This window comes from Burkholderia sp. TSV86, from assembly GCF_001522865.1.
GTDB lineage: Bacteria > Pseudomonadota > Gammaproteobacteria > Burkholderiales > Burkholderiaceae > Burkholderia.
Window position 1 is genome coordinate 1 of the sequence record NZ_LOWB01000112.1, and the last position, 26,747, is coordinate 26,747.

A 26,747-nucleotide genomic window follows, 5' to 3' on the forward strand; every position below is an offset into this window, starting at 1 on the left:
GTATCGAGGTATCGAGGTATCGAGGTATCGAGGTATCGAGGTATCGAGGTATCGAGGTATCGAGGTATCGAGGTATCAGGGTTTTATGATTGTTAGGTGTCGAAATATCAACGCACTTGGGGTGTGTGGTATTAAGATATTCCGGTGGCGCGATGCCGCAGCATCGCAGTATCGAAATATCAAGGCATGGCCTTGGCAACTTAGGGATTACAAATGAAGCCGACGAAAAACGTACCCGACTTGGCGGCTAGCCTGATGGCTACCGCTCCCGCTCCGCTCGATCCGAAAGCGACGGCCAGCCTGAAAGCCGCGCACGCTGCGCCGCTTGTGCAGCAACCGCCGGCGGCCCCCAAGGTGGCTGTCGATCGCGTTCCGATGAGCTTGCGCCCCCCCCGCGATCTGCATGCGCGTTGCGTTGCCGCGGCGGCCAAGCGCAGCCTGGAAGTGGGGCGTGTTGTCACCGCGCAGGACATCATCATTGAGATTCTAGAAAAGGAGCTTTCATGAGCAATGTCATTTATATCGGCGGGCAGAAGGGCGGCACGACGAAGACCACCACGGCCCATTTGTTGGCGCTTGGCGCGATTCTCAGGCGGCAGCCGGCCGCATATGTGCTGACCGATCCGCATCGTCGCGTGAAGGACGTGGGCCGGCCCTATGGGGTGCTGGACGGAAGAAATTCCGATGTGCTGGAACAAATCCTGATCAGCAGCCAACACACGAAAAATGGTTGGCTGATCGTGGACGGCGGCGGCAACCGGCCAGCATTCGACCAGGCGATGGCCGAACAGGCGCACCTAACGGTCTTGCCGTTCCGCGCGTCCGAGGAAGACCTTGAGGCCGTCGCGCTGGACATGCAAGCAATGCCTAACGCGCTCGCGTTGCCCTCCGCCTGGTCAACCAACAAGCACGCCCAACAAGCTGCGCAGCGCTACATCGACGCGTTGAACACGGCGTTTCCGGGGCGGGTGTTGCTGATGCCGATATGGTTCGTGAACTCGGCAGCCGAGTTGCTGGGCGCATCGCTCGATAGCCCCTCTACGGCCGTCCGGAACGCTGCTCGCCATGCGTTCGACTTGCTGACGACTGCGTTTGATGCGCACGCCGACCGGGCCGATGTGCCCGCAGAGGCCGTAACGGAGTGAGTGCACTGCGCCCGTAAACGCAGAATTGGGCTTGAGAATTTCGCGGTTTTGTCCTACCTTTTCCGTGTCGAGAGACTATCCACGCTATCCGTGGGGCGTCTCTCGACGCTCCCGGATGGCCTTTTTCAGACCTTGAAGGAGGTTCATCATGTTGAACGAAACGACCCGCACCACCGCAGCTCTGTTTCCCGTGGACGAGGATCACGCCCGCGACAATGGCCCGATGTTTACCGGGTCGATCAAGCTCGAAGGGGTGTCGGTTCCGTTGTCGGCCTTCCTCAAGGAAGCGAAGAACGGATCGGAAAGGCGGTATCTCGACCTGTCGATCGGGGCGAAGGGGCAAGTGCACTACTCGGGGCGACTCTTTCGCAACGAGCAGAAGAAGACGGCCAAGTCACCGGACTACACCGGTTATGTGGTTGTCCTCGCAATGAACCCCGGCGTCAAGAACGAGTATACGGACGAGGATTGGGAAGCTGCACCGCGTTTGATCGTCTACGGCCGACGCGTGCGCAATGCGGACAACTCTGTTCGTATCGCGCTCGACGTGCTGCCAAAGCGTTCGAACGAGAACGTCAGCGACGAGGAAGTGGGGTTCTAAGGGAGCAGGCTTTTTAGCCGACGCAGCAAAGAAAAAGGGAGAGAAGGAAACTTCTCTCCCTTTTTTGTGCGCCGTCAACTGTCAATTATTGCAGGGCAGCCAAAATTCCAATGTTGTTTACTGGCAAATCAGTTATTCAACGGTGCCAAATAGGCCGATAATCTGATCAACGTTGCTTGCGTTTGCCTGCTGCGCATCAGGGCACTGGTCAAGAAACTGTCGGCGCGCATCGCTAGTCGGGCCAAGGTCTAAGTGCCCGTGGTGATACCGCTTGATGGAAAAGAAATCCTTGATTGCCTGATTGCAGCCGTCGCCGCCAGATTGGCCTGTCGCCTTACCCATCATGCATACGAGGGTGTCGCATGGTGAGGCCAAGGCAGCAGCCGGAATCGAGGCGCAGAGCATCAGCGCGAGAACAGGCGAGAGAGCTTTCTTTTTCATGGTGTTATCTCCAGAGGGGGGCATACCGCAGCGCTCGGCGTTCGAGTCGATAGAACGCTTCACGCAGGCACAACAGCACGATCGTCGCCACGGCCGCGGCGATCGCATTCCGGGGGTGCCGCCAGTGATGCACGAACTCGTAACCGAGCACGACGACTGCGACCAGGACCGCGAACGTTAAACCGATTCGGATATAGCGGCCAAAAAAACGAAGACCGCCCGCAAGCACAAACCACGCGGTATCCAGCAACAGGCGACCAACAAGACGAACCGCGCCGGCGAGAGCCGGCCCGACGCGTTCGCGCAGCGCTGCGAGTCGTCGCGCGCGGCGATCGTGTCGGGTGCGCTTACCCGCTTCGATTGGAATGACCTGTCCCATGCCTTACTCCTTCTTTTCGTCCGTCGCCTCGAATTCTTCGAGTCTCCGTCCTGCCTTCAGGTACTTCATCAGCCAGCCCGGCCGTCGACCAAAGCCCGACCATGTATTGCCCGGATTCTCCGGATCGCGATAGCTCGGCCGCGTGATAGGGGTTGCGGTCGAAATGTGGAACTCCTCGAGCTGCCGTCCTTGCTCAAGGTACGCCACGATCCACGCGGGGCGCTGGCCCCAACCAGACCAGGTGTTGAACGGATTTGCCGGGTCACGGTAGCGCGGTTCGCCACCTGGTGCGGTCTGCGACGGGAACGGTACGAACTCGATCACGGTTCCATCCTGTCGGTTAACAAGACGCCGGGTTGCATTTTTGTCCTTGCCTGCCACTAGTCACGACCTCATAATACACCACATCATTTTTTAAAAATGGGTTGTGTGAATACTTTCGCCGCATTCACTCTCGTGTCAGTCCTGACGCTTCCCCTTGCGGGCCGAGCGCAGCCCACCTTGTCTCCGCAAATTGTCGAGCTGGCCCGGACATGTGCGCCCGACGTTCATCCTCTGACTGTCGCGTATCTCGTCAGCGCCGAGTCGCGGAACAACCCGTACGCCATCAACGTCAACGGCGGCCGTAGTCTGCCGCGCGCGCCCAGGAACGAGCAAGAGGCCCGCGCCGCAATCGACTGGCTCGACCAACGCGGATGGAATTATGACGTTGGCTACGCGCAGATCAATTCCGCCAATTTTCGCAGTCTTGGGCTGACGGGTGCACAACTGTTGGACCCGTGTACGAACCTGAGGGCATCGGCACAGATCCTTGGCGATTGCTATGCGCGCGCCGTGCAAGCCGTTGGAGAAGGGCAGGGGGCCTTGCAGCGCGCGCTGTCCTGCTACAACACCGGCTCGCAAAGCCGGGGCTTTAGCAACGGCTACGTTAAGCGCGTTGTCGCCCAGGTGCGGCTCAAAATTCCGGCCCTACTCGACGGGCCGATCGATCCGAACGCGGCGGGTAGCAGCTCGAGCGCAGCCACCGCTACGCCGGTTCCGGCCGCTCCGGCGCCGGCGACACAGAACCAGACCCGGCCGACGGCCGATCAGTTCGTCCAGTCGGGCGAACCGGGCGTGACGGGACAGGTCGAGGAAGGGGCATTCGCCCATCCCGAAATCGGGGCGTACATACGCCGGGCATCAACCAAGGGAGGCCAATGAACAAGAAGCAAGTCTATCTGGCGGTGCAAAGCCAGCTCGAAAGTCTCCTGCGCGAATGGCAGGTCGAGCGGGTTGTGATTCATCGCATCGACGGGCGCGAGTGGATTCCGTTCATCGACATACGGAGCACAAGCGGCGAAGCCTACACATGCTCAATGCGGGCCAAGAGAACGCTTGAGCCGAGAACGTGGTCCGGCCTGAGTGGATTGGTCGATTGGATCGAAACGAAGGTCGGTGTCAAAGAGTGCCTGCTGTCCCTGTCGGATTTCGAATGGGAATCCGAAAACCTTACCTTGGAGTAACTGGAATATGAAAAAACATCTTCAACCCGCTCAACTCGCTGTTGGCCTCGTCACGTTGCTTGTCGCGACCCAGGCATTTGCGGTCGATACCGGCTCCAGCTCGCTGAATTCGCTGCATACATGGCTGCTGCTGTGGATACCGATGGGCTGCATCATCATCATCATGGGCCTTGGCGTCGGCGTGCTGGCGCACTTCATCAAACTGCATCAGCTCGTCAATCCGGTTATCGGGCTGATCATCATCGGCGCTGCGTCAACGATCGCGGGCTTCTTCGGGCTCGGTACGTGATGGCCGCGAAATTTCCCCTGTTCAAAGGCGCGACGCGGGTTCCGACGTTTCTGCTGATCCCGCGAAACATGTTCATCGTGATTTTGATGGGCTCGGCGTGCCTTTTCATGGTGATCAAGTTCTACGCGATAGGTGTATTCGCGCTCCTTTGGGTCATCACGTGGGCCGTCACGAAGTACGACGATCGCATGTTTCGCATCCTGTGGCTGTGGCTCATTACGAAGGTGAAAAACAGCTTCGATTCCAGGTTCACGAACGCGCTTGGCGGATCGACCTACGCGCCCGTCGAATACACCGATCCAGTGCTTCGAAACGTCCAGGACGAGAGGTAAGCATGGCCGTTGAAATTCGAGATATAGCCAAAACCAAGACCTTCACGAAGGAACCTTCCTTCGTGAAGTATTTGCCGTATTCGCAGCACTTGACCGACACCATCATTAGTACGATCAACGGCGAATACCTGATTGTCTTTCGTGTATCCGGCCGCACGCACCAGAGCGCCCACGACCAGACGTTGCGGAACTGGACGCTGGACCTGAACCACACGGTCAAGCAGATCGGCAACGAGCACGTGAAGTTCTGGACGCATCTTCACCACCACGAGATCGAGAACTACACGGCCGGCCACTTCGATACGACGTTCGCGCGCGAACTAGCGAGAAAGTATTACGCGATGTTCGACAAGACGCCGTTGATGACGAACGACTGGTATCTGACGGTCGTATACAACCCGGTCGGCGATCTTACCCAGAAAGTCCTTTCCCGCTTCGACCGGCCGACGAAGGAGCAGCTGGCGGATCGGCAACAGCTCGCAATCGAGACGCTCGAGGACATTTCGTCGCGCCTCATGGGCCAAATGCGGGCCTACGGCATCGAGCCGTTGGGCCTGTATTTCCGGGACAAGAACGGAAACGTCATCGAAGACGCGAAGGCCGATGCCGAGCTGGACGACGATGAGGAAGAATGGGACGACGATCCGGAGGGCGATTTGCTCGCCGGCGAGCCGGACGAACCAAGCGTTCGCGCCGGCGCGGCCGAAGTGCCGGCCGCGCACAAGCACGTGTTTTCGCGTGCGCTCGAATGGCTCAGCTTTCTCGCTAATGGCGAGTGGCGAGCGGTTCCGGTCGGCCGCAGTCGAATCCGCGACTACCTCATGTTCAATCGGCCGCGGAGTTCGCTGTTCGGCGACGTGATGGAGATTCGTGCGGCCGACCGCAACATCTTCATCGCAGGGATCGAGGTTCACGATTTCGAAGAGGAAACCGAGCCGGGGCAATTCAACAAGCTGATGGAGGCCCCTTTCGAATTCGTGTTTTCGCAGATGTTCTGCTGCATGTCGAAAGCTGCCGGCCGCATCTTCCTGCGCAACCAGCAGTTGTCGCTCATTGAAACCGGCGACCCAAGCCAGTCTCAGACGACCGCGCTGTCCGACGCACGCGACGACCTCGTATCCGGTCGGTTCGTGATGGGCTTTCACTACGCCGTGATGCACGTCGTGTCGGACACGTCGGAGGGGGCGCAGCAATTGGCCCGCCAGGCGAGGGTGTTGCTCGATGATTGCGCGGTATCGGCCGGCGCTGTCGGCATGGCGTCGGAGGCCGCATATTTCTGCCGGTTGCCCGGCAACTCGGCATTCATCCCGCGTCCGATGGCGATCAACAGCTGGAATTTCCTGTGCTTCTCGCCGTTCCACAACTTCATCACAGGCAAGGCGACCGGCAATCCGTGGGGCCGCGCGATCGCCCTGTTTCGCGGCGTGGGCGGTACGCCGATCTTCTTCAACTTCCATTCCACGCCGAAATCCGAAGACTCGTTCGGCAAGCGGCCAGCCAACCTGACCGGCATCTTCGGCCGGGTCGGATCGGGGAAGACGACGGGGTTGAACCTGCTGTTGGCCCTCTCGACAGAAACGTCGATCAACCCGCGTATGGCGATCTACGATCGCGATCGCGGCATGTATCCGCTCGTGAAGGCGTTGCGCGGTCATTACACGGTCTTGAAGGAAGGCGTGCCGACTGGCTGGCAGCCCTTGCAGCTTTCGCCCACACGCACGCACATTGCGTTCGTCAAGCGGCTGCTGCGGTTGCTCTGCGAAATCACGCTCAACGGCGAACCGCTCGAGCAACCGGAGGCAGACACCTTGTCGCTCGCCGTGGACGCCGTGATGGGGCCGCCGATCGACGCCGACCTGAGCGCGGCCGAGCTGGAAGAGCGCAAGTCGCTCATCCCGTTTGAGCATCGTTCCATTACGTCAGTGATGGAGCACTGCGCGGCACCGTATCGTAGCAACCAGGCACGCCTGACGGTTGCCGCGATGCTCAAGCCGTGGACGGCGGGTAATGATCACGGCTGGCTCTTCGACAACGAAGCCGATTTGCTCGACTTCCGCACGCACAGCATCAACGCGCACGACCTGACGGAATTCCTCGTCGGCAAGGACGAAATTCCCCCGGTGACGCGCACGCCGATGTTGATGTACCTGAATTTCCGGACCCGCGAAACAATGGACGGCACCCGGCATTTCATCCAGGTTTTCGATGAGTTCGCGCAGTACCTGGACGATCCGATCATGGTTCGCGAAATCAAACGCGGCATCAAAAACGACCGGAAGAAGGACGTTGTTTACGTGTTCTCCACGCAGGAGCCAAACGACACGATTTCCAGCTCGATCGGCAAGACCGTTGCTCAGGCGATGGTCACACAGGCACTGCTTGAAAACCGGGATGCGGACCGCCAGGACTACGGCGAGAACGGCTTGAAGCTGCCGCCGGCCGACATCGACTCAGTGTTGTCAATCCCCGAGAACAGCCGCCAATTCCTGATCCGTCAGGGGGGCGGCTCCGGGCTTGCCGTCATGAACCTGATTGGCATGGAACAAGAACTCAGCATTCTGTCCGGGACGCCGGATAACGCGGATCGCCTTGAGGCGCTGATTCGTTCCCTAGGTACAGACGATCCGGATGTTTGGCTGCCGAAGTACTACGCGGCCGTAGTCGGTAAAACCAAAAGCAACCGTTGATAGGAGAACCGCCGTGAAAACCCTGAGAAAAACAGCAATCGTTTGCGCACTCGTCGCCGCGTGCGCCGGCAGCGCCCAGGCGCAGGTCATCGTTAGCAACCCGACATCGCTGGCACAGGATGCCGCCAACTTCCTGAAACAAATCCAGAGCATGCGGGATCAGCTCGCCGAGGCCAAACGTCAATACGACGCCATCTCGGGCACGATCGGCGAGTACAAAAACATGCTGCCGACCAGCCTCGCGCAGCTGCGTAACAACCTGCCTCAGAACTGGTCGCAGGTGTATTCGGATGCGATGAACAGCAGCTCGAGCATCACTGGCACGGCCTCTTCGATCCTGTCGCAGTTCGACGGCCAGATTCGCGGCATGAGCCGCCTCCAGGCCGTGCAGTTCATCAGCCAGAAGCTCCGGGAGAAGGGCGCATACGACCGCGCCATGACGGAACAGGCATACAACAACCAGATGCGCGAGCTGAACGACATGCAGGCGCTGACGAACCAGATCGGCAGCGCGACCACACAGAAACAGATCCTCGACCTACAGGCGCGCATTCAGACCGCGCAAGGCGCGATCCACGGTGAACAGGCCAAGCTTGCCTTGATGGCGATGGGCCAGCGTTCACAGCAGCAACTGTTGGAGCAGCAACAAAATCTTGCCCGAAAGCGCTATTTGTACGGTGAAGACAACGAACCGAATAGTTCCCCAAATTTGCTTGGCGAATAAAAAGGAGATTGATGATGAAGAGGGTTATTTTTGTGGTGGTTCTGCTTCTGAGTGCTTGCGGGAAGGAGAATCATCCGGTGGACTGGTATATCGATCATGACACCGAGCGTGATGCGAGGGTTAAGGAGTGTAACAACGATTCGGCTGAGGCAATGCGACCAGGATCGGATTGCGTAAATGCTAGTCGCGCAAGTGGGCTAATCATGCGATTTGGCAGTAAGGATAATGCCAAAGAAGCATTGCGTAACCAGTACTAAAGGTATTTGGGGTAATTATGGCATTTAATGCGGCGACTCAGATATTCACGTACCTGGATGACGTAACAAAAAATATTGTCGTCACAAACGTGAGCAACTTAATCGGATGGGCGGCTCCGCTGGCGGGGATCGGCCTGACCATCGTGTTCATGGTGGACGGGCTCGCCGCATTGCTTCGGCCAGATGGTGACCCCTTGTCGAACCTTTTCGAGCGATTCTTTAAGTCCTACGCCATCGTCGCGATTGCCGGGGCAGGAGGTTTTTATCAAACGAGATTGGCAGCAACGCTTCTTCACCTCCCGGATGAGCTGGCATCAAAGCTGTTGCTGAATGGTTCCGGTGCAACGGGCGATAGCGCAATTGGCGCAATGATTGACAGTGCGGTAGATCATAGTATTACGATACTGAAGGGGATATTTCAAGCCGCTGGCGTAATGTCAGGTGATGGTCTATCTGCTCTACTTTTGGCTATCGTTCTTGTTGCGGCGACGATTGTGATATGCGGGGTTGGGATTGCTGCGATTGCCTTGGCTAAATTTCTTCTAATGTTGACTGTAAGTTTCGGGCCTATATTTATCCTGATGTTGCTTATTCCGCCATTGCAGTCATTTTTTAGTAACTGGCTGGGCGACTTGCTAAATTACATCGTTTTAATTGCCATTACAGCGATGACGTTTGGCGTTGTCATGAAGCTATACGACAAGGCGATTGCATCCGCTACTGATCCGAAGGCTCCCATAATCGGTCCGATCCTGACCGCTGGCCTAATCACCGTCGTAGGGGTCGGGCTATTGAAGGTCTTGCCTGGCCTTGCAGCCCGTTGGACCGGCGGCGTCAGCACGAAGCTGCGCGAGCTGCGGCCACGGCCGAGTCAGCCGCCTGGCAACGGCGGCAGTGGCGGGGGCAATCGCGGTGCCGGCGACGGCAGCGGTGCCGGCGGGGGGCAGGGCGGCAGCGGTAACGGTGGCAGCGGCTCGTCCGGGAGTGGCAGCAGCTCGCAATCGGGCAGCGGTGGCTACAGCCTTGCGCGTGGCTCCCAAGGCTCGCGAACCGGTCCTTAATCACTCTCCGGAGCGTATCCATGATTCTTCGTCTCATTACAGCAGCGGCGCTGACGGTCGCGTCGCTTTCCGGCTGTGGCGGCTTCACGCCACCGCCGAATCCGGACATGAGCCATCTCGTGCCGGCCAACAAGACCATTCCCGAGGAACTGCAAGGCCGTGTCACGCCGCAATCGGCCACGTGGAAAAAGGCAGGAGGTAAGGCGCAATGATGAAACTCGCACTCAACAACAAGGGCGCAACGCCGATCACTGCCGACGCGCTTGAGCAGTACAAGAAAGAACGGCAGGGGCTTGAGCTGGACCTGACCGATGAAATTCTCAAATCGCGCAAGCGGGCATGGACCGTTGCCGGGTGTTCTATCGGCATTGCATTTGCGTCATTGGCCCTCACTGGCTTCGTGATCTGGCGGTACGCCCAGCCGATCCCGGAACACCTGCTTGTCGCCAATCCGGGGACAGGCTCGGTCGAACAGGTGTCGATCGTGCCCGGTAAAGCGACAAGCTACGGTGAGCTGGTCGATAGCTACTGGATCGGGCAATTCGTTCTCCATCACGAAGGGTACGAGTTCTTTTCTTCCCAGGCCGACTACGACTTCGTGAAGCTCGCCACCGTAGGCGAGCTTCACGATTCGTACGTGAACAAATGGGACAGCGACCGAGCGCCCGATAAGGTGCTCGGCGATTCCGAAATGACCACCGTGAAAATCGTGTCGGTCATTCTCGATCGCGACCACCAAATCGCGACTGTCCGCTACACGACCACGAAGAAGTACAAGAACCGGCCCGCACCCGAACCGACCGTTCACTGGATCGCGACCGTTGCGTACAAGTACCAAGCCGGTGTGATGACCGCGAAAGAGCGCTACATCAACCCGCTCGGCTTCAAGGTGCTGTCGTTCCGGCCGAACACCGAAGCCACGGAGGGATGACCATGCGCCCCGTCCTGCTGCCCTTCATCGCGGCGCTGATGCTTGCCAACATCCAGCCCGCCGTCGCTGCCGGTCGAAAGAGCGATTCGCCCTACGATCATCGGATCAAGTCGGTTGTCTACAACCCGGCCGATACCGTCGTCGTGAACTGCGTGATCGGCCTGTCGCTGACGATCACCGTAGCGCCTGGTGAGCGCTACGTGACGCACGCGTTCGGTGACACCTCCGGTTGGCGACTTTCCCAGAAGGACAACCACATCATCATTTGGCCGATGAACGCGAACAGCGACACCAACCTGACGCTGATCACCGATCGTCATGTCTATCAAATCCTGCTGCACTTCATCGGCTCGCGTTCGGGAGGTTCCGACCTTGGCAATTCGGCCGGCACGTTCATCAAGACGCCGTGGGCAATGAAGTCCGCGACGCTTGCCCTGAATTACATCTACCCGGACGACGATCGCGCCGCGTCGATCGCGAAAACCAACGCGCAGCGCGTGAGGGACGCGTTGGGAACCGCATCCGATCAAGGCTTGGTGAACATGAGCTATTCCCGCTCTGACGAGCCCGGTACGGACGATATTCGGCCGGTCAACGTATGGGACAACTATCGCTTTACGTCTTTCAAGTTCGAACCAAACAGCCAGCTTCCGACCATTACCTACATCAACGCAGCTGGCAAGGAAGAGGTCCCGAACGTTCATATCGAAGGCCCGAATCACAACATCGTCGTCGCGCAAAACGTTGCGCGGCAATGGCGGATACGCGCAGGCGACAAGGTAATCGGCGTGCTCAATGCCAACTACAACCCCGCGATGGGGGCGAATCCTAGCGGCACGGTATCGCCCTACGTCCGCCGCGTGCTCAAGTCGCCCAATGGAGATAACCAATGACCGATCGCACCAATACGTCCGACACGGTTCCTGACGGCCGCGCTACGCTCGCCAAGGGGCCGCGCAAATCCATTCCCGGTTTGACGGCGTTCATTCTTCTCGTCCTCGTGATGGGTCTTGCCTTGATCGGATGGCTTGTCTACAACGCCCTGCATCCCGCCCAGGCGGAGCCCGTCGCCGCGACTAAAGACCCCAGCACGTTCACCGGCTTGACTGCTGATCGTAAGTTCAGCACCACGCCGAGCAATGCCGCCGAGCCGGCCGAGCCGGCGAGTGCCGCAAGCGACGCCGGGGCCACGCAGTCCACCCAGCAATCGAACGAGGGCAACGGGCAGAATCAGCAATCGCCTTACGAGCTGGCCAATCTTCGTCGGTTAGGGGCGCAGCAGGGCGGATCGGCGAGAACGCAAGCCGCTGACGCCGACGCTTCCGCCGGCGACACGCCGGCCAAGAGTGGCGGACCTGGCGCACCTGGCGGGCTCATGCGGGTCAGCCAGAGCAGCGATGCTTTCGATCGGCAGACGACCGCATCGCGGCCACAGCCGGTGAAGGCATCGATGCTTGAACACCCATCGTTCACGATTCCGAGCGGCGTCATGATCCCGTGCGGCACCAAGACCGAACTGGATACCACGCAGCCCGGCATGGTGTCGTGCATGGTCAGCCGCGACGTGTATTCCGCCGATGGCAAGGTCAAGCTGATCGACAAGGGCGCGCACGTCGACGGAGAAATCGCCAACGGCATCAAACAAGGCCAGAACCGGGTCTTTGTGCTGTGGACGCGGATGCGTAACCCCGACAACGTGATTGCCAACCTCGACAGCCCCGGCACGAACTCGCTCGGCAGCTCGGGCATTCCCGGTCAGGTGAACACGCATTTCTGGGCTCGCTTTGGTTCTGCCATGATGATTTCGCTGTTCTCCGACGCCACCAAGGCCGGCTTCCAGTACGCGGCGAATCGGGGGAACAACAACGGCAGCGGCAACACGTACCTGAACCTCGACAACACGACCAGCACGTCAAACCAGCTCGCATCAGAGGCACTGCGCGCGACCATCGATATTCCGCCGACGCTGTATGACCAGCAAGGCGATATGGTCAATATCTACGTTCGCCGCGACGTGGATTTCAACGACGTATACGGCCTGTCGATGGAGGAACCGCAACAATGAGCACGCTCGACGCAGTGGGTACGATCAACGCGAAGCACTTCAACAACCGCGCGTTGCTCAATACGTTGGCTCCGCTCGCGCCATATCTGAACGATCCAGACACGTTCGAACTTCGAGTGAACAAGTTCGGTCAGCTCGTTTCCGTTACCACGCGCGGCCGTGTTTTTCACGATTTGCCGTGGCTCAACAAGTCGTATCTGGAACGTTTGACAGGCACGCTGCTGAACGCGAACGGCTTGCCCCCGCAGCCGGTGAACGACCTGATGCTGCCGGATGGCTCGCGCGTCGTCATCGCCTGGCCGCCGGCCGTCCTCGAGGGAACCGTCCTGATGGCGATCCGGAAGCACCTCACGACCGACAAAAGTCTAGAACAACTGCGCGACGAAGGCCGTTTCCGCCGGTTGAAGATCCGTACCTACGATGATGCGATCAAGCTGACGGACTTCGAAACGGAGATGATCGCCTTGCGCGACCAGATCCTTCACGGCGACGCCGACCCCGTTGACTTCCTCAAACGTGCCGTTGAAGAGAAGCTCAACATCGCCGTGGCCGGTTCCACCGGGTCGGGCAAGACGACGTTCACCCGGTCGCTGATGAAATACGTGCCTCGACACGAACGCGTGATCATTCTCCAGGACACGCACGAGGTCGGCACCGAGGCGCTTGATGAGGTCGGCTATCTGATGTACGGCGAGCAGGAGGGCCGGCTGTCCCCCCGCGCCTGCCTGAAAACCGCAATGCGTATGTCGCCCGATCGCATCTTTCTGACCGAGCTGCGCGACGACGCCGCATGGGACTACCTCACCGGCGCGAACACCGGCCACCGGGGCAACATGTTCTCGACGCACTCGAACAGCGCCGGCGAGACGCCCACCCGCATCGCTGACCTGGTCAAGTCATCCGAGATCGGCCGCATGCTCGACTACGACGCGGTACTTCGCACGATCCACGCCACCATCGACGTGATTCTTTATATGGAGAATTGGGACGTCGTTGAGCTGCTGTACGACCCGCTTTTCAAGAAGCAGAGCGCCGCGCGCCGCTGATCGGCCGCGGCTGACCAGCGCGATTCAACATTCATCATCATGGACATACCTATGGCTCGCAATCCCGCATCGAAGAACTCAACGCCCCGCCTCATGCTGCCGATCGTCAAGCGTGAGCCGGAAAAGACGAAGCTCCCCGTCACTCTGTCGCAGGAGGTGCACGCCGACTTGCTCGCGTACCAGCGGGCCTATCAGGAAATGAACGGTGCCGATGTGTCGCTCGACTTCATCATCGAACACGTTCTCACGCAGCACATGAAGCGCGACAAGGCATTCCAGGCGTGGAAGGTCACTGCCGACAAAACCAATGCCGGCACCTGATGCTCGCCGCGCCAATTACATGCCTACCAACACTCCGGGGCCCGCGACGAGACCAGTTCGTTTCAACGGACCAGTACGGAGGAAACCTGCAAGTGAAAGGAGAGACGTATCGGCAGCTCGACGCCGAGCTGCAATCGTTAGATAAGCGGATCGAGCGGGCATGGCAGGACGAACGGAAAAACGTCCTGCAAGACATTCGCGAGCTGATGACCCATTGGGACATTACCGCGAACGAGCTGCGCCGCTACAGGCGCGGCACGTATCACACCAAACCTGTCGTGCCTAAGTATCGTGATCCGGCCACCGGCAAAACGTGGAGTGGCAGGGGCCATGTGCCCGCGTGGATCGCGGGCAAAGACCGGACGGCGTTTCTGATCGAAGATGCGCCGCCACCCGACCCGGAACCCTGATCGTTCGCCTTACCACCTCTCAGGCTCCACCGCCTCATTAGCCCTCGGATGGTGGAGTTTTTACGGCCGCGCAATGCGGCCGTCTTTTTATCGCACGCCGTACCGGCCATCCCTTTTTCGTGTTCTAAAAACGACCGTTTTCTGGACATTCCGTAACCTTGCTGAAAATCATCCAAAAACGCTTGTTTGCGTGTTCATAAACTCATACACTTATTTGTGTTCAGAAACTGGTGTTCACTATCCACTCACCATCGACCCGAGAGGCAACATGAACTACACCTATCGCTACGAACTGAAGCCGCGCGACCCCTCGCTTGGGGGCGGCTGGAATTTGAAGCTCTATGTTGACGACGAGGAAGCAGGCGGTGGCGTCTATCCGCTCGTACCTGATCCGGAGACGGCCCCCGACCAGGGCATCGAGTGGTGGAACGCGATGGAGGAAGCCGGCCGGCGCCAGTGGATGCGCGCGGCAGGCGACACCGGGCGCGTGGTCGATGCCTACCGCGCGTATCTCACGCAGCTTGCGCACGATGAGGCGGAATCTCAGGGCGAATGGTGGGTCAGCTCGCGCGGCGACGCAGCGGAATGAGGCGCACGCGATGAGAGACGACGCCGACACGCGCACACTCGACATCATCACGGGCGGCATGAGGATCGGCTACGCCCGCGTTAGCACGCAGGAACAGAATCTCGACCTGCAACGCGACGCGCTGCGCGCGGCAGCGTGCGCGACGGTCTACGAGGAAAAAATCAGCGGCGGTCGCTCGCGCGCCGAACGGCCCGAGCTGGACAATGCATTGAAGGCCCTGCGCAAGGGCGACACGCTCGTTGTGTGGCGGCTCGACCGCTTGGGCCGCTCGCTCGCGCACCTGGTTCAGATCGTCACGGATCTGAACCAGCGCGGAATCGCGCTCGAAAGTCTCACTGAGAAGATCGACACATCGACGGCATCGGGCAAGCTCATCACGAATATGTTTGCCGTGCTGGCCGAGTACGACCGCAACCTGACGCGCGAGCGCACCCTGGCGGGCCTCAAATCGGCCCGTGCGCGCGGGCGCACCGGAGGCCGGCCCCCGAAGATCGGCGCGAAGGAAATCCGCGAGATCAACGTTTTGCTGGCCGACCCGCACACGACCATCAAGGACGTTGCGATTCGGTACGGCGTGAGCCGCACAACTATCTACAAGTACATGAAAGGGCCTGCTGTACAGAGCGTTTCCTGAATCCAGAAGTAGTTGGTAACTACCGCAAGTAATGGAGGGTCGCCATGTTTGTCGGTTTGGTAGTCGGGGGCACGGTGCTCCCCTTTGCATACGCTTTTTGCAAGTGCGTATTGGGCGATAACCCGGATCGTGCGCTTGCTTGCTCCGCTTGGACGGCGGCCGGAGTGGCGGTCATGACCTCGTTGCTGATCGCGGGCAAGGTGGTCGGATAAGAAAAGGGGAAAGGCCGAAGCCTTTCCCCTTTCGCAGCGGCTAAAAAGCCTTCCCGTGCGTTCACATCGAAAACATCGAGCGCGCTTGCTTGCATTCGCGAGCAAGCTCCTTACCAACGGCCTTGATCGCTACATCCAATCGGCTGGTACCGTCAGCGTTCGTTGCATAAACACAGTCGACCTCGAAAAGACCGTCCAGCTCGCGATCGTAGTGTTTCAGGTATCCACGCATTCCAGATCCCGGAAACTCGCTCGTTGGAACAACTTCCGCGTAGTAACCCAACCCACCTTGGAGCGGATCGGTCGTACCCAATGCGAGAAGGAAACCGTTGGGACGGTCACCCTTAAATCGCATCGAGGCCGACGCTGCGATCATGTCGTTGCCGTCAATGTTCACGCAGCCGATCCAGAGGGGAAAACGCCCGTCAAACAGAACGTCTTTATGCACTCTGAACAGGTGTCCCGAAACGTTCGACTTCGTGTTGAACAGCATAGTGGCCTCCAAAAAAAGAAAGCCACTCGGGAGCGTCGATCGACGTTCCGCGAGTGGCAGAACGTCAAATCGACGTGTCGATTCTAGGCCAAATCTAGCCGCAGTAAAACCGCCTGCAGGGCGTTCCCCGGCGTGCGCCGGGTCGGGCTTGGTCCCGCATCCACGCTCGCGGCGCTGGCGCTTGCGACCGTGGGCGGGATCGAGCCGCGCCCGCGCGTCTCGACCCTTCGGGCGTCAATCCCTAACGCAACCCCCTAGCCAGGTGCGGCCATTCGGCCGCACATAGGCGCTCGCCGCGCGGCGTTCAACTCGGCTCCGGTATGCGCCTGTGGCCGTTTTCCCTGAGTTCGCCGTCCAGTCCCGCGACCATAGCCAACCCGCTACGGCGGTCAAGGGCCGCGCGCGAAGCGCGCTGAAACCCTCGCCCGTTCCTGCTCGCTGCGCTGCGCGGGCTGCGGCCTCCGGTTTCACCCTTGACCGCCGTAGCGGGCCGGCTAAACCCGTCGCGGGACGGCGAACTCAGGGAAAACGGCGGCAAGGCAATCACCACTCACAGCCTCGCTGAACCCGTCACATAGGGGACGGGAATCTTGGGAGCCGGTCAGCAGTAAAAGCGAACCCCTTTTCGATGGAGGTCGAAATGCGCTCACTTCGGTTGAATCACTGGATAGTAGTCCTGACGAATGCCTACATGGAATACACGTACACGCCTTGGGACGATCGCAACGTGTACCGCCGCACCGTCGATTACCGCCACATCCCTTGGTGCTGATTGGGGAGCGCCCGACATGGCAACCAAGCTCAGCACCTACCACCGCACGAACCACGCCGCGAGCCTCGCGCTCGCGAGGCGTCAACGCGGCAACGGAAGCGCCCACGCCCAATTGATGGAGCTGGCGAGGGCATCGCGTCTCTATTTCGAGCAACTGCGAAAGATCGGCGAGTAAGCCGTAACCCGAGGCGGGCCGGCGACGCCCGCCGCACCTGATAGGAGATGGATCGTGAACAAGTACGAAGCGAAGCAGCAAGCCCGCCGTGCCCGCCTCGAGGCCAGCGCCGAGCGCGCCCGATCGGCATCGAGCATGCACTACACCCGCGCTAAAACGATGGCGTCGGCTATTCCGTTCGGTCAGCCCGTCCTCGCCGGCCACCACTCCGAGGGCCGCGACCGGCGCTATCGGGCGCGTGTACACGCCACGTTCGGGAAGGCGTTCGCGCTGCACGATCAAGCGGCCGAGCTGGACCGCCGCGCAGCAGCCGTCGGCAAGGGCGGCATTTCGAGCGACGACCCGGAGGCAATCGACAAGCTCCGCGCGAAGCTCGCCGACATGGAGGAACGGCACGACCGGATGAAGCGCACGAATGCGCTTGTTCGCCGCGAGAACCGCGCGGGCCTCGAGCGCATGGGCTACACGGTCGACGCAATCGAAAAGCTGTTCAAGCCCGACTACGCGGGCCGCGTCGGGTTCGCATCGTACGAGCTGACCAACAGCAGCGCGAACATTCGCCGCGTGCGCGATCGGATCGCCGCGCTTGAAAAGCTCGCCGAGCGCACCGACCGCGAGGAAGCCGGCGAGGGCTACACGTACCGCGAGGACGTGGAAGACAACCGCGCCGTGTTCCTGTTCGACACGAAGCCCGAGAAAGCCGTGCGCGACCTGATGAAGCGTAACGGCTTCGTGTGGAGCCCGACGCGCTCGCCGGCCGGCAAGTCGGCTTACGTGCGCAAGCTGACGCCGAACGCCATCACGACGGCGAAGTGGCTCCGGCCGCAGCTCGACGCGCTGCTGTCCGGCGAGTGATCCAGTGTCGGCCCGCTACGGCGGGCCGCTCCATCAACCAGACAGGAGCCGACGTGAGCCAGCAACAGCGTTTCATCTTCTCTCAGGACGAGGCCGACGCGATCGCGTATTGGGCCGACAAGGAGTTCAAAAAATGGGCTGTCGATGTGACGGCCGGCCCGATCAAGCGGCCGACCTACAACCGCACGTTTTACGTGCACACGCGCACCGCCGAGCGCGCTATCGAGTGCGTCAAACGCGAAATGCTGAAGAAGCCCGCCGGCGCGCGATACCGCGCGCGGCTCGCCGGCCCGCGCGAGCTGGGCTGTGTGAAGGTGGAGGGCTGACATATGGCGAAGACACGCAAGCCGGCCGCGCCCGTGGATGCGATAGCCGACCGGGACACGCAGGCCGCCGAGCTGGCCGCGACGCTGCCGGCCGATCGCGCCGGCCTGTTGGCCGCGGCGCTTGGCGCTATCAGCGCCATGCACGCGGCCGTGCTCGAGGCAAACGCGAAAGCGGCCGGGGCCGCGGCTGATCGGTACGAGGCCGTCGTGTGGAAACTGAACGGCGGGACGTTTCTCGGGGCGCGCGACGTCGCCAACCCGGACGCGGCCGGCCACCTGGTCGAGCGGCATTGCAGCGCTGCGCCGGGAACCGTGCCGATGTGGGGCCAGCGTGGCGAGTTCCTGATTACGGTGTCAGGCGTGCGCGCTGTCGTCGAGATCGGCGACGGGTTCGGCCGGTATCGGGTCGGCTTCGCCTTCCACGTCGTGGACGCCGACAAGCCGTTCATTAGCGAAACCGGCTACAAGTCGCATTTCGAGACGTTCAAGGGCGGCCGGACGGTCGAGCAGGTCGCGATCGCCGTGTTTTCGGCCTGCTTGGCCGAGGGCCGGCGCATGATTGATCCCGAGGCCCGCGCGCGCGTCGGTAGCAACCGGCGCTGGCCGTGGCTCGCACCGGCGCCGGCGACGCCGGCAGCACTCGAGTTCGAAGAACCCGGCGGCCAGCTCGCTTTCGGCTTCTGAGCCGGCGCGGCCGCAAAAAAACAGGGATCTTTCGATCCCTGTTTCCGTTTGCGGCCAGTCTCCCTAGTGGGAGTGGTTTTTCCGCTTACCCGAATGGCGACGATCGCCTGGCAGAATTTCCGTGAACCAGAAGCCGAAGCCCAGGCCAATAACCAGAATTCCACACAAGATCAGGTAGGTGCCCGTCCCTTCAAACATTATCGTCCTCCTCGTCAGAGTCCTCCACCAGTCCCAGGATTTCCAGCACGATTCCCACGACCAGCAAAGGCCACATTCCTGCCTTGCCGTTAATCAACGGACCCGTCAGACCAAGGCCGATCAACACCAGCCCAACCTTACGCAGCTCTTCCTTCCAGACTTTTTTGCCATCGAGTGCGGCCCGTATACGTTCAGCGAACGATTTCAGGGCCTCGTACAGCTTTTGCATCCTCATCTAGGCGTACTCCAATCTAAGGGACGGTGAACGCCTGAGCCGGGGAGAACCCCCGCAGCGCAGGGGTCCTACCGGCATCGAAAGATGCGTTCTTATTCTAGCACCAGTGTGTCAGGGGGCCGGCGTCTCGGAGTCGGCCGGGGCCGACTCGCTCGTGCCGGCCGGCTGGGCCGCCGGCGTGGCGTCGGTCGGCTTGTCCAGCCACGACGCATAGCTGTTGTCGATCTTCGTTGGACTGGTGAAGACCTTCGTTGCAAGTCGCCCTGGCATGAAACCGATCGCGACACGGCGAGGAAGGTTCAGGGCGGTCGTTTTTGAAATGATGGGCGCTTCCTTATTGACGATCCTGCGTTGCCCTTCCCACACTTCGCCGCCGTGCGTATTGACCTTCGTTACTTCGCCGCCGAGGACAGAAAGCTGTTGCTCCGCGGACATGTATTGAGTCCATTCGGCCGTGCGCTCATCCGCTGCACGATAGACAAATTTGATCGGCGTGTTGACCTCCAGCTCGCGGGCCATCGCCTTCCCGTCGATCCGCTTGTCGTCCGGCGTTTCAACGTTGGCCATCGACTGACCGAGCAGAAGCATATTGCAGCGAGACTGCCGAATCGTCGCGATGGCCTCATTAAGTTCCGGGCAAGCCGTGGCTCTCAGCTCGTCCACACTGAACACGACGTGCGCCGGCCGTACCTTCGCCAGTCGGGCAATTTCGCCCGTCAGCTCGGCGATGTAAGCTTTCATTGCATCTTTCACAACCGGATCGCGCAGGTCGCCACGCACGTAAACGATGGCGTTTTCCATCAGGCACCGCTCGATCGAATGCCCCTTGCGCTTACCCGGTTGTGCAAACGTACTGATGCGCGACCATTCGCGCAACGAGTCACGCAACATCGACAGCTCGCTATCGTGCTGGTCCTTTACATACGCGAGCATTGCCTTGATCGAGCCATCGGTATTTTCCAGCGCGTCATCGAGCAACGCCCGCTCTTTGGCCTTGTATACGTCCGAGTCGGTGCCGGATTTATCGAGGTTGAAAGCGCGCGTGATACGCGTGCGGCGCTCGCGATCGCTGCCACCGACGAACGGGTGCCAAACGCCTTTTCCTTCCGGCCGCAGGTCCAGGTAGACGAAGCGTCTACCCGCTCGCTTTGCTTCGTCTTGCATCATGTAAGGCAGCCAGTCATCGCCTTTCGGATCGACGTAGAACACGCCGAAGCCGTAGCGGATAACTTGCTTGAACACGCTTTGCAGGATGATGCCCTTACCGTAGGCGGTCGGGCCGAGCACCAAGTGATGAGTCTCCCGGAACTCTTGAAGGCCGAAATAAATCGGCTGATCGTGCTCGTCTAAACCGTAGAAAATCTGTCCGTCTACAAAGTAATCTTCTGGTTCGAAGCTCTTGGATTTAAGGTTTTCAATCTCGTCTCGCGCGTCGACCTGCTTGTCAATTTCCTGACTTACGCGCGCGTCGCGCCAGACACGCGACAGCTTTGGCATGACGTATCTATCCCATACGAATCGCAGAACGACGCCATACACGATCGCAGCAAGAACGAGCGGCCAATATCTGCCGAGCTGGCCACGCGCGATTGTCGCGAACCGCGCTGCCGCTGTCGGAAATGACATTCCAGACGACGCAACATAGATGAGAAAAACGACTGCTGGAACGAAAAGCAACAGCACATAAAGCGAAATAACGGAAGCACGCCGACCGACAACCGCAAGCAAATCGCGAAACTTAACGTCATTCGGAGGCAATCGCCACGGCACCGGATGGAGCATGGATACCATGAAAAATGGGATTGCAAGAACGATCCAGTACCACGGACTCGCTGCCTGCAATGCATGCCCGGCCATCGAAAAAATGGCCGACTGTGCCGACTGCATGTTCATCGCGTTAGGAAACGACACGGCGTTCTCCCAAGAATTAGGGGGGAACCCGAGAGACTTTCGTCTCTCGGGTTATGGGCCGGCGTGTGCCGTAGCACGGACGGATTGCCTAAAAAGGCGCACCACCCTGCCGAGCAGATACGGTCTGCGGCCGTACAACAATCGAAGGCTTCCCACACCTTCAACCTTGACGCTACTGACGCAGGCTTGTGGCCTGTTTGTCGGTTGACGTACCGGAGTCAAACCCCGGGTTGCCACAGCGAAGACGACGCGGTAACGCCGTTTCCCTGTTTGCCACCGGCCGCAAAAGGGCCGTCTTGCCCGCCGGCCTGGCCGCTGCCGGGTTGACGTACACGCGCCGAAGCGCGCGACTTTGTGCTGCCATCGGCCCCAAACGGCGGGCCGCCCTGACTGCCGGCCTGACCGCTACCGGGTTGACGTGCACGCGCCGAAGCGCGCGACTTTGTGCTGCCATCGGCCCCAAACGGCGGGCCGCCCTGACTGCCGGCCTGACCGCTGCCGGGTTGACGTACACGCGCCGAAGCGCGCGGTTTGTTGATGACACCAGCCCCAAACTGCGGGCCGACTTGACCAACGGCCTGATTGCTGCCGAGGTGAATCCGGCCTTGATGGCCGGTAACTGCCTTGCCTACTTCCATGTCACGCTCTCCTATTGAAAGGCTGATTGCACGTTGGACACCCCCGGATTACCCATCCGAAGACGGGCGCGGTTACCAGCCGCGCCCGTTCCAACACTCCACTGCGGGAACCACCCCGCAAACACACCGTTTTGCAACCGCTTCGGACTTTCGGACAGGCTTGCGCCTGCTGTTTGCGCTTCAGACGAATCGCGACAAACAGCTACACGGCTTGCGCCGTGAGGCCCTACTAATCCAATCTCCCTCCCATAGCCACCGGGTTACCAGCCCGGTATCGGCCTTAGGGATTCCCACGTTAGTGCAACGTTACTGACGCCAAACTGCGCGCCAGAGCATCACGCCTGCGCCTCAAGCAACAACAGTGAGGTGTTCCCTCTCACCCATTAGGTTTTCAGCGGCCCGAGATTCCAAAGCGGCTCGCTTACCTGTTGTGCCGTCAACGGCTTCGTCTTCAGACAGGCTTGATGCCCCACCACATAGCGACCTCTACGGCCGCATTTACACGCTTAAGCTATACAGCGACCCCACCAGCTTGCGCCGGTAGGTGCCGCGTGCGCCAGGTTTCCCCTTGCACGCCTGCGCCCTTTCGGAACGCCTCAGCAGCCTACGTGTGTGGCATAGGTTCTACGGTTTCCCGCAGCCCCTAGACGGTGCTAACGACGGCTGAAGCCGTCTCCCGTTTTCACGTTACACAGGGCAATAGCGCATTTCCTCGCTATGCCCGTTTCCGTGTCGCCCAACCTCGCCCCATGCTTCGTGGGGATTGAGTCGAAGGACGGAGTTACACCGTCCAGCGCTCGTCGTAGTCGTACCAGCGCCATTACGCGCATACGACTTCAGCGGTCTAAGCACGGTTGGTAGCCGTGCCTCGAGCCATACAGCTCAACGGTGGTGTGATGGAATCCAGGGGGTGGTCAGCCCCCGGACGTACTGCTGTCAATGGGAGCTGCCCCTGTACCGTGCAATCGCTGTGAGCGACTAACACCACGGAGGGCAACCGGTTGGTACTGCAAGGGTTGGTTGCCCTCTTGCTGCGTCGCTGGCCGCTTGTGGCGGCCCCGGCGACGCAGATGATGCTTGCGTGCTAGGGCCGCTTGTGGCGGTCAGCACGCGCATTGTAGCGCCGATTTCATCGCCGCCCGCGCTTCGCGCGGAATCTCTTATAATTAGCCGGGAATGCGGAGCATCCCGGATAACTGGAAAGCCTTGCTGCGCAAGGCTTCGCATTAGCACTGAATTCGTTCTTGGCATGCCGTGTTGTGCCCCTAATTTATGAAAGCTACCGAACCGATCGTGATTCGATACAAGACGCTGTTGATGCAGCGCCTGCTAGACCTCGTTCGGCATGGATACCGGCATCACACATCCGGCACGATCAAGGCTGATCGCGCCGAGGCGTTGTGCGTGAAGTTCGGCGAGCGCTACGACGTATTTGCGAGCGAGAATCAGCGGGCCTACCGCAAGACCCTTGGCAAGGCGAATGCGCGGCTGATTCTCGCGGACCTCGACCACGGCGGGGCGCTGCACTGGTTCTTGATGGTTACGGATGGCGAGAACGATGCGCACAAGCTCGAAAAGCTCGGTGACGCGCTATCACAGGGAGAGCGTGTACACGTCACCGGTTATGAGCTGCTGAAGCTACCGCATGCGAAGGCCGCCGGCGGCGGCGTTCGCCTGACGTGGCGGATGACTGACGAGACGGAACGAGCGTGGCGGTATCAGATCCGCTCAACCGCGCGATCGAAGCGCGCCGACGAGCTGGTGCCGGTGCTGGTGCGCTCGCTGTACCAGACGCCGGGGTTTCACACCACCCGCGTGCAGGTCGGGAAGCTGGTCGCGTTCCTGACTGGCGAGTGGGTGCGATCCGGCCGGAAGCCGGAGGCGTTGACGCTACCTGGCGCCCTGCCCTACGTGCGCCGGATGGCCGACGAAAATTTCACGTTGTACGACTGGCTCGCCGCGCAGGCGTCGCGCCACAACCGAGGTGACAAATGAGCGATACCGAAGATCAAGCGAATGTCGTGACGTTCACGGCCGACGAATGGCGCGGAGAGGAATCGACCGAGGCGTTCGGCGTGCGCAAGGTCGTGCCGAAGAAGAAGGAGCCGACACCCGGGATGAAAGCTATCCTCGTGTTCGAGGATAGCTTTCGCCGCGCGAAGAAGCATCTGAGGAACTATCCGATGCTTCGGCCGCAGCTGGACTTGCCCGAGCTGATTAGCGCGATGATCGACGTTTGCGACGCCGATCCGGCGATCATGGAAAAGGTGAAGCGTCGAATCATCGACGTGCGCAAGCAGCAGCTCGCGGCGATGGAGGCCGGCACGACGACCACACCGTGATCTGCGCGCCGACCCGCGCGGCCTGCGGCCGGTTAGCCGCCGCGGTGGAAATCAAGTTGCGCCTGTTCAGGCGGATCATCCGATCCGAGTTCGGCACCGGCCACGATAACGTCCTCGTCGGGCTGGACGTAGGGGATATGCCGCAGCTTGGGCGTCGGCGTCGCCTTGGTCACGTCATCCTGTTCATCGAAGTTCGCGACGACCTCCGCACTGAACGACGCCCACCGACCATCGGCGCGCGCGGTCCAGAACACGCCCGAGTTGACCCGATACACGTTCGCCGTGCCGACCTTGACGACCTCGATCCAGTTCTGTTCGCGCAGCAGCGCGACAGCGCGCTTGACCGTGGGCTTGCTCAGGCCCGTAAGCTTGACGAGCGATTCCTGAGACACCATGACGGCGTTCTGCTTGTTCATCGCCTTGACGAGGCTCGTCAGCAACTTCCGCGCGGCCGGCGAGTGAAAGGCCAGCTCGTCCAGCTCATCAAGGTATTTCCGGCTGACCTGCACGAAACCCTGATTGACCGCGCCGCGCTTGAGCTTCGCCAGCTCGGTACGGAGGCGTTCGTTTTCTTGCGCAATTTGATCCCTATTGGGATCATTTGCGACACCTTGCGGGATCACGCTTTTGACCATTTGGTTCTCCGTTGATACCAGTGGGCTCATTGTACTTGAGCCAAGAGGGATCATCAACGAGCTTAGGGATCACCTTGGATGAGCCCAATAGGGATCACACAGGGTGATCTCTTTGCTGTTCGCGCGAGCGCCCGCCCAGCAAGGCGCAGCGGGTGATTTGGCGCATTTGCGCTCTTGTCTCTGCTATACGCGATTTCGCGGCGCGAACGGCGGGATGCTATATCCACCCCCCATTTTCGGACCGCAAGCGGCCCGAAAACGGAGGAATCACGGCGCTCTGCGCCTTGACGACCCCAATACCCCACCCGTCCACCTAGGCCCACGGAGCCTTGGTCTAAGCCGCTGACGGGGCAAGCCCCGCCACCGGCTAAGACCGGGATAAATCGCGATCAGGTCGTCCTGCGGCCGCCCTGATCGCTCAACCCGGCCCCTGTGAGGGCCATTGGCTAACCGGCTCAAGGAACACAACCGCCGTTATGGTCTACAGAAGGGGGGCGATGGGGTCTGATATGGCTGTGGCTCGAAATCCGGCCCGTGGTGCCGTTCCGGCGCATTGGTTAAGGGGTAAGCCTACCCTCACGGTTTCGGCGGCTCAGAGCGCCGATTTTCGGGTGGGTCGGCCGTAGCGCTTGGTTGAGGGTTTTTTATCTCATTGAGGCAAGCCGCGCAGCGGCGCGTCAGGCCCGAAGGGCTCGATCGCGGGGAGCCGGTGGGTGGGTGCGGTATCCCGGCCGGCGGCCGGGACTGTCCACGCCCTTGTGGTGTGGACAGCGCAGCCATCCACGGGCGGGCGCGGGTGTCCCGCTACCTCTTGCAGACCACGGCCGGAACCGCGTGAGCGGGGCCGGCTCGTCATTTTGCGGCGATAGCCGCCTGGATACGGCAGCGGACCACTGCGGCTAATCCTCGTTGACCTCGTAGGCGTTGCCACACTCGCCACAGACGAGTTTCAGCTCCGGTTTGCCCCACACGTTCGTTTCACAGGCCGGGCAGGTGTATTTCGTCCTGGTTGGCTTGTTCTGCGAGCCGGTGGCCGGCGCCAGGCTGATGCCATCCATGTCTATAGCCCCGTCTTCCGTCGCAGCCTCGAGCGCCTGTGCGGCTACGTGGCGCGCGGGGAAGCGGTCAGCCCACGAAATACGGAAATCCTTGGTCAGCAGCTTGTCGCATGCGGCGAGGAAGCGCCCGCCCTCGATCGGGTAGTCGGCCATGTGCTCGCCAGTTCGCTTACCGCCGGGCTTGCCGGTGGACGACGGCATCAGGCCGATGGATTCCATTTTATCGGCCCACTCGACGTTGTGATAGCGACGGCGGCCAGGCTTGCCGAAGTGGTGCTGCCAAAGGTGGGCCATTTCGTGCGCGATGGTCTGCATAACTTCGAGCAGCGGAACGATGCCGAAGTAAGCCGGGTTCAACGCAATCTCGTCAGTCCGGCTGCCGTCGCCCCGGTGGACGAATCGCTCGGCCGAGAAGTAGCCGTAAGTCTTTTTTTCGCGTTGCAGTGTCAGCAAGCAAGGCGGCAGGCTGTCGTCGAAAAGTTCGGCGTTGAAGTGGTCGAACGCGGTTTGCAGCTCAGCGTAGGTGTCGTCAGTCGGGCGCATAGGGCACTCGCGTTGGATTGTACAATCCATTATACGCGATTGGATTGTACAATCCAACACAAACCGCAAAAAAATCGACGGCTTGGGGGCCGCCGACAATAGCACCGTTGAATTGCAACCAATGCAACGATAGAAAGAGACAATTAGATATCGATATTTTGGGATTAGAATATTTTGGTATCGAGGTATCGAGGTATCGAGGTATCGAGGTATCGAGGTATCGAGGTATCGAGGTATCGAGGTATCGAGGTAT

At 60.3% G+C, this 26,747-nt stretch carries 36 protein-coding genes; 28 read left to right on the top strand and 8 right to left on the bottom strand.

The window, feature by feature from the left end; translation table 11 throughout:
• Positions 1-213 precede the first annotated feature (213 nt).
• From WS68_RS20815 to WS68_RS20825, 3 genes are all read left to right on the top strand, one after another.
• Positions 214-507 (top strand): hypothetical protein, encoded by a 294-nt coding sequence (locus tag WS68_RS20815; RefSeq protein ID WP_059572558.1) that lies wholly within the window; start codon positions 214-216, stop codon positions 505-507.
• Positions 504-1,145, top strand: coding sequence for a hypothetical protein (locus WS68_RS20820; RefSeq protein WP_059572559.1), 642 nt, complete (start codon positions 504-506; stop codon positions 1,143-1,145). Before WS68_RS20815 ends, WS68_RS20820 begins: the two co-directional genes overlap by 4 nt.
• A gap of 148 nt (positions 1,146-1,293) precedes the next feature.
• Positions 1,294-1,746 (top strand): hypothetical protein, encoded by a 453-nt coding sequence (locus WS68_RS20825; RefSeq protein WP_059572560.1) that lies wholly within the window; start codon positions 1,294-1,296, stop codon positions 1,744-1,746.
• Between the two features lie 132 nt (positions 1,747-1,878).
• Here the strand turns inward: WS68_RS20825 and WS68_RS20830 are convergent, their stop codons facing one another.
• The 3 genes from WS68_RS20830 to WS68_RS29060 are packed head-to-tail and all read right to left on the bottom strand — an operon-like array spanning position 1,879 to position 2,890.
• Positions 1,879-2,187: a TrbM/KikA/MpfK family conjugal transfer protein gene (locus WS68_RS20830; protein WP_197419649.1), complete on the bottom strand. Its 309-nt coding sequence runs from the start codon at positions 2,185-2,187 to the stop codon at positions 1,879-1,881.
• Between the two features lie 4 nt (positions 2,188-2,191).
• Positions 2,192-2,566, bottom strand: a complete 375-nt coding sequence (locus tag WS68_RS28500; protein WP_059572562.1) for a hypothetical protein — start codon at positions 2,564-2,566, stop codon at positions 2,192-2,194.
• A gap of 3 nt (positions 2,567-2,569) precedes the next feature.
• The gene (locus tag WS68_RS29060; protein ID WP_231753078.1) at positions 2,570-2,890 is read right to left on the bottom strand and encodes an H-NS histone family protein; all 321 of its coding nucleotides are present in this window, start codon (positions 2,888-2,890) and stop codon (positions 2,570-2,572) included.
• Between the two features lie 177 nt (positions 2,891-3,067).
• On the opposite strand from WS68_RS29060, the gene WS68_RS20845 reads away from it, so the two are divergent.
• The 17 genes from WS68_RS20845 to WS68_RS20920 all read left to right on the top strand — a co-directional run bounded on the left by WS68_RS20845 (position 3,068) and on the right by WS68_RS20920 (position 15,417).
• A complete protein-coding gene (locus WS68_RS20845; RefSeq protein WP_197419650.1) occupies positions 3,068-3,769 on the top strand; it encodes a lytic transglycosylase domain-containing protein in 702 nt (233 codons plus the stop codon).
• Complete coding sequence (gene korA, locus WS68_RS20850; RefSeq protein WP_059572564.1) at positions 3,766-4,071, top strand: KorA family transcriptional regulator; 306 nt, start codon at positions 3,766-3,768, stop codon at positions 4,069-4,071. Before WS68_RS20845 ends, korA begins: the two co-directional genes overlap by 4 nt.
• 7 nt (positions 4,072-4,078) lie before the next feature.
• Positions 4,079-4,360: a TrbC/VirB2 family protein gene (locus WS68_RS20855; RefSeq protein WP_059572565.1), complete on the top strand. Its 282-nt coding sequence runs from the start codon at positions 4,079-4,081 to the stop codon at positions 4,358-4,360.
• 68 nt (positions 4,361-4,428) lie between these two features.
• Positions 4,429-4,692, top strand: coding sequence for a VirB3 family type IV secretion system protein (locus WS68_RS20860; RefSeq protein WP_231753079.1), 264 nt, complete (start codon positions 4,429-4,431; stop codon positions 4,690-4,692).
• Between the two features lie 2 nt (positions 4,693-4,694).
• Positions 4,695-7,379, top strand: a complete 2,685-nt coding sequence (locus WS68_RS20865; protein WP_059572567.1) for a conjugal transfer protein TraB — start codon at positions 4,695-4,697, stop codon at positions 7,377-7,379.
• A 13-nt stretch (positions 7,380-7,392) separates the two neighbouring features.
• Positions 7,393-8,103: a type IV secretion system protein gene (locus WS68_RS20870; protein ID WP_059572568.1), complete on the top strand. Its 711-nt coding sequence runs from the start codon at positions 7,393-7,395 to the stop codon at positions 8,101-8,103.
• A gap of 14 nt (positions 8,104-8,117) precedes the next feature.
• On the top strand, positions 8,118-8,360 hold the full coding sequence (locus tag WS68_RS29645; RefSeq protein WP_442857181.1) for an EexN family lipoprotein: 243 nt from the start codon (positions 8,118-8,120) through the stop codon (positions 8,358-8,360).
• A 17-nt stretch (positions 8,361-8,377) separates the two neighbouring features.
• A complete protein-coding gene (locus WS68_RS20875) occupies positions 8,378-9,421 on the top strand; it encodes a type IV secretion system protein (protein ID WP_059572569.1) in 1,044 nt (347 codons plus the stop codon).
• Positions 9,422-9,441: 20 nt separating this feature from the next.
• Entirely contained in the window at positions 9,442-9,633 is a 192-nt protein-coding gene (locus tag WS68_RS20880; RefSeq protein ID WP_059572570.1) for a hypothetical protein, read from the top strand.
• Positions 9,630-10,352: a virB8 family protein gene (locus tag WS68_RS20885; RefSeq protein WP_059572571.1), complete on the top strand. Its 723-nt coding sequence runs from the start codon at positions 9,630-9,632 to the stop codon at positions 10,350-10,352. Before WS68_RS20880 ends, WS68_RS20885 begins: the two co-directional genes overlap by 4 nt.
• Positions 10,353-10,354: 2 nt before the next feature.
• The gene (locus WS68_RS20890) at positions 10,355-11,245 is read left to right on the top strand and encodes a TrbG/VirB9 family P-type conjugative transfer protein (RefSeq protein ID WP_059572572.1); all 891 of its coding nucleotides are present in this window, start codon (positions 10,355-10,357) and stop codon (positions 11,243-11,245) included.
• Positions 11,242-12,417, top strand: a complete 1,176-nt coding sequence (virB10, locus tag WS68_RS20895; protein ID WP_059572573.1) for a type IV secretion system protein VirB10 — start codon at positions 11,242-11,244, stop codon at positions 12,415-12,417. The genes WS68_RS20890 and virB10 overlap by 4 nt, the downstream gene beginning before the upstream one ends.
• On the top strand, positions 12,414-13,463 hold the full coding sequence (locus WS68_RS20900) for an ATPase, T2SS/T4P/T4SS family (RefSeq protein ID WP_059572574.1): 1,050 nt from the start codon (positions 12,414-12,416) through the stop codon (positions 13,461-13,463). The genes virB10 and WS68_RS20900 overlap by 4 nt, the downstream gene beginning before the upstream one ends.
• Positions 13,464-13,514: 51 nt before the next feature.
• Positions 13,515-13,784: a DUF2274 domain-containing protein gene (locus WS68_RS20905; protein WP_059572575.1), complete on the top strand. Its 270-nt coding sequence runs from the start codon at positions 13,515-13,517 to the stop codon at positions 13,782-13,784.
• 92 nt (positions 13,785-13,876) lie between these two features.
• On the top strand, positions 13,877-14,194 hold the full coding sequence (locus WS68_RS20910; RefSeq protein WP_059572576.1) for an H-NS histone family protein: 318 nt from the start codon (positions 13,877-13,879) through the stop codon (positions 14,192-14,194).
• 268 nt (positions 14,195-14,462) lie between these two features.
• Positions 14,463-14,783 (top strand): hypothetical protein, encoded by a 321-nt coding sequence (locus tag WS68_RS20915; RefSeq protein ID WP_059572577.1) that lies wholly within the window; start codon positions 14,463-14,465, stop codon positions 14,781-14,783.
• A gap of 10 nt (positions 14,784-14,793) precedes the next feature.
• Positions 14,794-15,417 carry a recombinase family protein gene (locus tag WS68_RS20920; protein WP_059572578.1) on the top strand — a complete coding sequence of 208 codons (624 nt, stop codon included), beginning with the start codon at positions 14,794-14,796 and terminating at the stop codon, positions 15,415-15,417.
• Between the two features lie 273 nt (positions 15,418-15,690).
• On the opposite strand, the gene WS68_RS20925 is transcribed toward WS68_RS20920, so the two are convergent.
• A complete protein-coding gene (locus WS68_RS20925; RefSeq protein ID WP_156429598.1) occupies positions 15,691-16,122 on the bottom strand; it encodes a hypothetical protein in 432 nt (143 codons plus the stop codon).
• Positions 16,123-16,762: 640 nt separating this feature from the next.
• Here WS68_RS20925 and WS68_RS29310 point away from each other — a divergent pair.
• From WS68_RS29310 to WS68_RS27910, 5 genes are read left to right on the top strand one after another with little or no spacing between them, the layout of a single operon-like run.
• Positions 16,763-16,894, top strand: a complete 132-nt coding sequence (locus tag WS68_RS29310; protein WP_269434557.1) for a hypothetical protein — start codon at positions 16,763-16,765, stop codon at positions 16,892-16,894.
• 16 nt (positions 16,895-16,910) lie between these two features.
• A complete protein-coding gene (locus WS68_RS27905) occupies positions 16,911-17,069 on the top strand; it encodes a hypothetical protein (RefSeq protein WP_156429599.1) in 159 nt (52 codons plus the stop codon).
• Between the two features lie 54 nt (positions 17,070-17,123).
• Positions 17,124-17,924, top strand: coding sequence for a DUF3560 domain-containing protein (locus WS68_RS20930; RefSeq protein ID WP_059572580.1), 801 nt, complete (start codon positions 17,124-17,126; stop codon positions 17,922-17,924).
• Positions 17,925-17,977: 53 nt separating this feature from the next.
• Positions 17,978-18,250, top strand: coding sequence for a hypothetical protein (locus tag WS68_RS20935; protein WP_059572581.1), 273 nt, complete (start codon positions 17,978-17,980; stop codon positions 18,248-18,250).
• A 3-nt stretch (positions 18,251-18,253) separates the two neighbouring features.
• A complete protein-coding gene (locus tag WS68_RS27910; protein ID WP_059572582.1) occupies positions 18,254-18,934 on the top strand; it encodes a hypothetical protein in 681 nt (226 codons plus the stop codon).
• 190 nt (positions 18,935-19,124) lie between these two features.
• Here WS68_RS27910 and WS68_RS20945 read toward each other — a convergent pair whose 3' ends face one another.
• Together WS68_RS20945 and WS68_RS20950 are read right to left on the bottom strand one after the other, a co-directional pair.
• Positions 19,125-19,367: a hypothetical protein gene (locus tag WS68_RS20945; protein WP_059572583.1), complete on the bottom strand. Its 243-nt coding sequence runs from the start codon at positions 19,365-19,367 to the stop codon at positions 19,125-19,127.
• Between the two features lie 111 nt (positions 19,368-19,478).
• Positions 19,479-21,278: a type IV secretory system conjugative DNA transfer family protein gene (locus tag WS68_RS20950; protein ID WP_156429601.1), complete on the bottom strand. Its 1,800-nt coding sequence runs from the start codon at positions 21,276-21,278 to the stop codon at positions 19,479-19,481.
• Positions 21,279-21,574: 296 nt separating this feature from the next.
• On the opposite strand from WS68_RS20950, the gene WS68_RS20955 reads away from it, so the two are divergent.
• The 3 genes from WS68_RS20955 (at position 21,575) to WS68_RS20965 (ending at position 24,258) form a co-directional block, all read left to right on the top strand.
• Entirely contained in the window at positions 21,575-21,934 is a 360-nt protein-coding gene (locus WS68_RS20955; protein WP_059572584.1) for a hypothetical protein, read from the top strand.
• 1,275 nt (positions 21,935-23,209) lie between these two features.
• Positions 23,210-23,911, top strand: coding sequence for a hypothetical protein (locus WS68_RS20960; protein WP_231753080.1), 702 nt, complete (start codon positions 23,210-23,212; stop codon positions 23,909-23,911).
• Positions 23,908-24,258, top strand: a complete 351-nt coding sequence (locus WS68_RS20965; protein WP_059572586.1) for a hypothetical protein — start codon at positions 23,908-23,910, stop codon at positions 24,256-24,258. The genes WS68_RS20960 and WS68_RS20965 overlap by 4 nt, the downstream gene beginning before the upstream one ends.
• Positions 24,259-24,290: 32 nt before the next feature.
• On the opposite strand, the gene WS68_RS20970 is transcribed toward WS68_RS20965, so the two are convergent.
• Positions 24,291-24,893, bottom strand: a complete 603-nt coding sequence (locus tag WS68_RS20970) for a helix-turn-helix domain-containing protein (protein WP_059572587.1) — start codon at positions 24,891-24,893, stop codon at positions 24,291-24,293.
• An 899-nt stretch (positions 24,894-25,792) separates the two neighbouring features.
• Positions 25,793-26,494: a SprT-like domain-containing protein gene (locus tag WS68_RS20975; protein WP_082710192.1), complete on the bottom strand. Its 702-nt coding sequence runs from the start codon at positions 26,492-26,494 to the stop codon at positions 25,793-25,795.
• Positions 26,495-26,747: the final 253 nt, after the last annotated feature.